Annotated in this window: 4 protein-coding genes; 2 read left to right on the top strand and 2 right to left on the bottom strand. The window is 63.7% G+C overall.

Annotated features, from left to right (window positions below):
- The first annotated feature begins 342 nt into the window (after positions 1-342).
- Positions 343-984 carry an efflux RND transporter periplasmic adaptor subunit gene (locus QZY44_RS35700; RefSeq protein WP_365303730.1) on the top strand — a complete coding sequence of 214 codons (642 nt, stop codon included), beginning with the start codon at positions 343-345 and terminating at the stop codon, positions 982-984.
- Between the two features lie 336 nt (positions 985-1,320).
- Here the strand turns inward: QZY44_RS35700 and trmB are convergent, their stop codons facing one another.
- Both trmB and QZY44_RS08540 read right to left on the bottom strand, forming a co-directional pair.
- Positions 1,321-1,986 carry a tRNA (guanosine(46)-N7)-methyltransferase TrmB gene (gene trmB, locus QZY44_RS08545; protein WP_295445038.1) on the bottom strand — a complete coding sequence of 222 codons (666 nt, stop codon included), beginning with the start codon at positions 1,984-1,986 and terminating at the stop codon, positions 1,321-1,323.
- 520 nt (positions 1,987-2,506) lie between these two features.
- Positions 2,507-3,001, bottom strand: coding sequence for an alpha/beta hydrolase (locus tag QZY44_RS08540; protein WP_295445035.1), 495 nt, complete (start codon positions 2,999-3,001; stop codon positions 2,507-2,509).
- Positions 3,002-3,310: 309 nt separating this feature from the next.
- Between QZY44_RS08540 and QZY44_RS08535 the strand changes: the two genes are divergently transcribed.
- A complete protein-coding gene (locus QZY44_RS08535; RefSeq protein WP_295445032.1) occupies positions 3,311-3,568 on the top strand; it encodes a hypothetical protein in 258 nt (85 codons plus the stop codon).
- The last annotated feature ends 498 nt before the right edge of the window (positions 3,569-4,066 follow it).

The following is a 4,066-nucleotide window of genomic DNA, read 5'->3' as shown; positions in this document are numbered from 1 at the left end:
CAGATGGTCGATGTGCATCTGCCGACCACCGATGGACGCACGCTGATCTTGAGCCGCTACACCGAGCCGGAACCCGACCAGTAACTGCTGCTCGACCGGCTGCATCTCCGCCTGCCCGAGCAACCGCCACCGAGGATTACTGCCGCGCTCCAAACCCCTATACACTAATCGCTGTGTAGTGCCGACCTTGGCCCCTGCGGTGAAGGCCAAACAATGGGTTACGCGAAAAATGGGCGCGAATAGTCGAAGACGGGATAGTGCGCGCCGCCGGGCGGGTCGCACCGGAGGAACGTCGCGTCTACGCGATCGCGCCGAAGTTTGAAGGCTATATCGAGCGTCTGGATGTCAATGCGACCGGGTCAGTCGGTGGATGCTGGTCAGCCCCTGTTCGCGGTCTACAGTCCCGACCTAATTGCTGCTCAGCGCGAATACATCTTTGTCGCGCAGAGCCACCAGACACACCGGCCCGACGACAAAGAGGAACATGCTTGCACCCTGAAGATGGAAACGTCCGAATTGACCCGGTTGCGCAATTGGGACATCTCGGATGATCAGTTGCAGGCGCTGGAGAAATCCGGAAAGCCGCCCCGGACGCTCACCTTCCGTTCGCCTGTCAGTGGGGTCGTCATTGAGAAGAAGGCGGTGCAGGGCATGCGCTTCTTGGCGGGGGAAGAACTCTATCGGGTCGTCAACCTCTCCACGATTTGGGTGCTTGCCGATGTCTTCGAGCAGGGGTTTGACCTGGACCACCGCGCAGGCCAGCTCCGGCGCCGGGCGGTCCTCCGGGAACAAGGCCATCTGCGTGGCAGCGCCCTGATCCTCATCAAGACTTCGATGGAGCGGCACCAGGCGGCCCGGTGGGGGTCGTTGATCTCCCCCAAATACAAACACGTGGCGCTGCACCACCCGTCCGCTGGCCACGCGACGGCTCTCCACCACGCTCCAGTAGCGGTGCTTTTTGCCGTCTTTCTTACGTGCTTTTGATCGCAGGAACATCCCAATAGTGTCCGCGCAACCGCCATCCGGCTCAAGGACCAAGGTCTGCACTACAGACGCTTTCGCACGACCCGCTCTAGCTCACTCAATCACTTACCCCAACACCAAGGGCCAAAATGGGCCTAAAATGGCAAAATCCTGGGTCGAATAGTCGAAGCCGGGTTAGGCGAGGTGTAGTAAGGCTGCAATCTCAGGCTAGAACGGATTGGCCGTGTTTGCCGGAGCCGGAGGGGCCGCAGATGAAGACCAGGTCACCCGCGACCAGGGTGAGGCTAACCGGCGCAAGAACGCGGGGGCGGACACCGTTCCTGCGGAGGCTGGCCACTATCTACGCCGGAATACCATTTCATACACATGATGGCCGAGCCGTTCGCCCCGCTGCTCGAAGCGGGTCAGGGGACGGGCGTCCGGGCGCGGAGCAAAGTGGCCTGGCTCGACGGTGTTCTCGAAGGGCGAGCCGGTGGCCTCCAGGACCCCGAGCATCTGTGCCGCGTAGTGCTCCCAATCCGTGGCCGCGTGGAAGACCCCGCCGGGGGCCAGGACCCGGGCAAGCAGGTCGAGAAAGGCCGGTGTCAGGATACGGCGCTTGTGGTGTCGCTGCTTGGGCCAGGGGTCCGGGAAGAAGAGTTGGACCCGCGCCACAGATCCCGGCAGGAGGCCGTGGTTGAGCACATCCACCGCGTCGTGACGGATCACCCGCAGGTTCCCGAGCCTGCGGCGTTCAATTTCCAAGAGCAGATGGCCAACCCCGGGACCGTGAACCTCCACCCCCAGCCAGTTTTGCCGCGGTTCGGCCGCAGCCATCGCCGCCAGACTATCCCCGTTGCCGAAACCGATCTCGAGCACCACAGGGGCTGCGTTGCCGAAGAGCGCCGCCGGGCTGAGAGGTGTCCCTGGCGTCCAGTCCACCCCGTAGCTAGGCCACAGGTGGACAAAGGCGCGCTCCTGCGCCGCCGTGAGTCGCCCTTGGCGCAGCACGAAACTGCGCACGGGACGGTGTCGGTCGGTGGCGGCAAGAGCCTGGCCTTGGCCTAGCACTTCACCATTATCAGCTTTTGGTTCGTCGGATTGGTTCAAGGGCGTGAAATCATCGTAAAGTGGACAGGGAGCACACAAGAGTCTTGCGGTCCAGAGGGCGGGCTTCATCGCGCCGCGTCCACCAGCGCAACTCGGCAGCTGGGATGGTGGATGCGCTGCGCGTATCGACCCTACAGTATAGGGATGCCCATGGAACCCGAGCAACACCGGGTTGACCAGGGTGGGGCGGCTGTCAAGCGCGTCGTGGCCCGTGTCGGGGACGACGAAAAGCCGCGCGTTTGGCAGGGGGCGGTAGATATCAATGGTGTGATCAAGGCGGGTGAGGTCGTGGTCGCCGACCATAAGCAGCACGGGTTGGTGGATGGTAGCGAGCAGCGCTGGGTCAGGTCCTGCTCTGTGGGCGCGTGCAGACACAGTTCCCGGAGCTTGGCCGCAGTCCTCGTCGGGGACTGCGCCGCCGCATCGCGGGCGGCTAGAGCGCGTCCAGATGGTCCTGCGGCAGCCCTGCGGGTGAGATAGTCGCGCCGCTCACGACCAGTCGGTTGACCAGTTCCGGGTAGCCGATGGCGAACATCAGGCCGAGGATGCCGCCGTGGCTGAACGCAATCATGTCGTTGGACATGACTCCGAGCACGCGCAACAGGGCGGCGGTGTCCTCCATCATCGGGTCATACCGAAGCGCCCCCAGCAACTCCGGCGCGTGGCCCTGACCGACCTGGTCGGGGGCGATCAGCTCATGTCCGGCGTCGATCAGCCGGTCGATCTGGTTCTGGAAGTCGTGCTCGCCAGCGTTACCGCGACCATGCAGGAGCACCACCGGTGAGCCGGTCCCGGCGCGCAGATAGTAGACCCGATGGCCGTTGACCTTGGTCCGGTGTCCCGCGCCCGCCGCCACCGGCAGCAGTAAGGCTGCGGCGAATAGCAGCAGGCGCCGGGGCAATTTGGAGGGGTGGGGAGGGCTGTTCATAGACGGGTATCTTGGGGGAGCGGGTCGCTTGCGGCAAGCGGCAACGGCGGCAGACGATATTGTGCGCAAAGGAGGCTGAAATGCCCTTGGAGGCACGCCGGGCTGGTGCGGGGGGCCCATCGGCAGTGCAGGGAGGCGTCCGACCGACCAGGCATTGCTGCGCCTTGCAGAGAGGGTCGGCCGGGACTGCGCCGCGGGCGCGGCGGGCTATTTTTGATGGGAGCTGCCGCCTTGCCGAGGAGGCATTGGGTCTAATCTTGGTCGCTGCGCAGGTAACTTGCTGAGGTCGCACTAACCGTAGCGCACAGTTTGCCTGAACACGCGGCCCTGAAGCGGATTATCGCAGCCATGGCACCCGTGTGCGGCCTGACCTGCCTGAGGGCCGCCGAGAAGGACGGCTTGATCGGGGAGTTGTGGGCGCGCGTCGGCGCGCTGACGGGGATGGTGGCGGAACGGCAAGGTCGGCTGGCGAAAAGTGGCCGCGGTTCCGACAAGCCGCCGTTCGCGGATGGGTTGAACAAACCCGGGCCGACGTCGCTGCGGCGAGTGGGTGAGATGCCGACGTGAGGCCAAAAGGGCACGCTGGCCATTCCCTGAAGGGCGTGGCGAAGCGGGTTCTGATTGAAGCGCATGGTCCGGCAAGCCATTACAATGCCTGTGATCGCCCTTTGCGTAGTGCGACGGCTTCTCTTGAATGTTCCACGTGGAACTCCAAGAATTCGTTGGCGCAATCTGATCCGTGCATCCAAGCTGGGCATCTCCACCACAGGGGGCTCAAGTGCCCAACTCGTCTTAGCGCGCGGGCTTTCACCTAAATTCACGTGCTCCCCCTTCGCCTGCCAATGCTGCCACCACGGCCCCTGAGATTCCGCCTATCTCGGCTCCAAGCTTCTTGACTGTGGAACGCGCGGGATCGCCCTCCCCGCTAGCCCGTCTTCGACTATTCGCGCCTATTTTTCACGTAACCCATTGGTTGGCTTGCACCGCAGGGGCAAAGGTCGGCACTACACAGCGATTAGTGTATGGAAGCTTGGTGAGCGGCAGTAATCCTCGGTGGGGGTTGCT

Origin of the sequence: uncultured Thiodictyon sp. (assembly GCA_903837595.1) — a bacterium.
Classification (GTDB): domain Bacteria; phylum Pseudomonadota; class Gammaproteobacteria; order Chromatiales; family Chromatiaceae; genus Thiodictyon.
Note: the sequence above shows the minus strand (reverse complement) of the source record. Positions and strands in the feature narration are given on the sequence as shown.

Coding starts and splice junctions, on each gene's coding strand:
- QZY44_RS08540 (WP_295445035.1), bottom strand. CDS start 3,001: ATGAACAGCCCTCCCCACCCCTCCAAATTGCCCCGGCGCCTGCTGCTA.
- QZY44_RS35700 (WP_365303730.1), top strand. CDS start 343: ATGTCAATGCGACCGGGTCAGTCGGTGGATGCTGGTCAGCCCCTGTTC.